Origin of the sequence: Methylomonas rivi (assembly GCF_024505165.1) — a bacterium.
Classification (GTDB): Bacteria; Pseudomonadota; Gammaproteobacteria; order Methylococcales; family Methylomonadaceae; genus Methylomonas; species Methylomonas rivi.
Map to the genome: position 1 here is coordinate 1 of NZ_JANIBK010000252.1, position 1552 is coordinate 1552.

Sequence of the window (1552 nt, forward strand, 5' to 3'; positions counted from 1 at the left end):
CTATCCCGCGGAACGCTTGGGCTTTATGCTGACCGACATTGCGCCCAGCGTGGTTTTGACGCAAGAGCGATTCGCCGGGCTGGAATTTGCCGAGGCTCAAGCACTCAGCCTGGATAGCGATTGGCCTTGGGTTGCTGCTTACCCCGCCGATAACCCACAGCCCGATCTTCAACCCAGCAACCTAACTTATTGCATCTACACATCCGGCTCGACCGGCCAACCCAAAGGCGCCGGCGTGCCGCACCAAGGCATCTTGAACCGCTTGCAGTGGATGCAGGCGGAATACCGGCTGGATCATACCGATCACGTATTGCAGAAAACGCCCTACAGCTTCGACGTGTCGGTCTGGGAATTCTTCTGGCCGTTGATGACCGGCACCCGTTTGGTCGTGGCTGCGCCGGAACTGCACAAAGACAGCCAAGGCTTGATCAAGCTGATCCGTAGCGAAGGCATTACCACGATTCACTTCGTACCGTCCATGCTGCAAGCCTTTGTCGATACGCCGGGCGTCGAACACTGCACGAGTCTGAAGCGGGTGATTTGCAGTGGTGAAGCACTGCCGGCCGATCTGGTGCAACGCTTCCAACAAAAACTGCCGGCCGAACTGCACAATCTGTATGGTCCGACCGAAGCCTCGGTCGATGTCAGCTACTGGGCCTGTCCTGCGGACTGCAAAGAAAATGCGATCCCGATCGGCAAACCGATTGCCAATCTTCGTCTGCACATTCTCGACCGCAGCCTGAACCCGGTGCCGATTGGCACGCCCGGGGAGCTGCACATCGGAGGTATCGGTTTAGGCCGAGGCTACCTGAATCGGCCCGATCTGACCGCCGAGCGTTTCGTTCCCGATCCATTCGGCCCGGTAGGCAGCCGGCTATACAAAACCGGCGACCTCACGCGCTACCGCCCGGACGGCAACATCGACTACCTGGGTCGCATCGACCACCAAGTCAAGATCAGAGGCTTTCGCATCGAACTGGGCGAAATCGAAGCCCAATTACTCAAGCAACCGGAGATCAAGGACGCCGTGGTAGTTGCACGAGAAGACCAACCTAACGACAAACGCTTGGTCGCTTATGTGGTTCCACATACGACGGCAGCGGATGCCAAGGCAGAGCACGCCATCGTCGAGCGCATCAAGGCAGCGCTCAAACAAAATCTGCCGGACTACATGGTGCCCAGCGCCTTCGTGGTAATGGAAGCCATGCCACTGTCCGCCAACGGCAAATTGGATAGGAAGCTGTTACCGACGCCTGACTTCAGCGAGCAACTGAAAAATGCCTGTGTGGCACCGCGCACCGAAACCGAGCAAGCGTTGGCTGAGATTTGGCAAGAGGTCTTGGGCGTCGAACAAGTGGGCATCGAAGACGATTTCTTTGAATTGGGCGGACATTCGTTGTTGGCCACGCAATTGATGTCGCGAATTACCAAGCGCTTTTCGGTTGAATTGCCGCTACGCCACTTATTTAAGCATGGCCGGCTTGTGGCCTTGGCCGAAACGATAGCAAGGCAGCAAGCCGACGGGAATGCGCTACACGCGGTCACGATACCG

Annotated in this window: 1 protein-coding gene; it reads left to right on the plus strand. The window is 57.4% G+C overall.

The features are described from left to right. A partial coding sequence (locus tag NP596_RS20705; RefSeq protein ID WP_256617283.1) for an amino acid adenylation domain-containing protein occupies positions 1–1552 on the plus strand: 1552 nt, incomplete at both ends.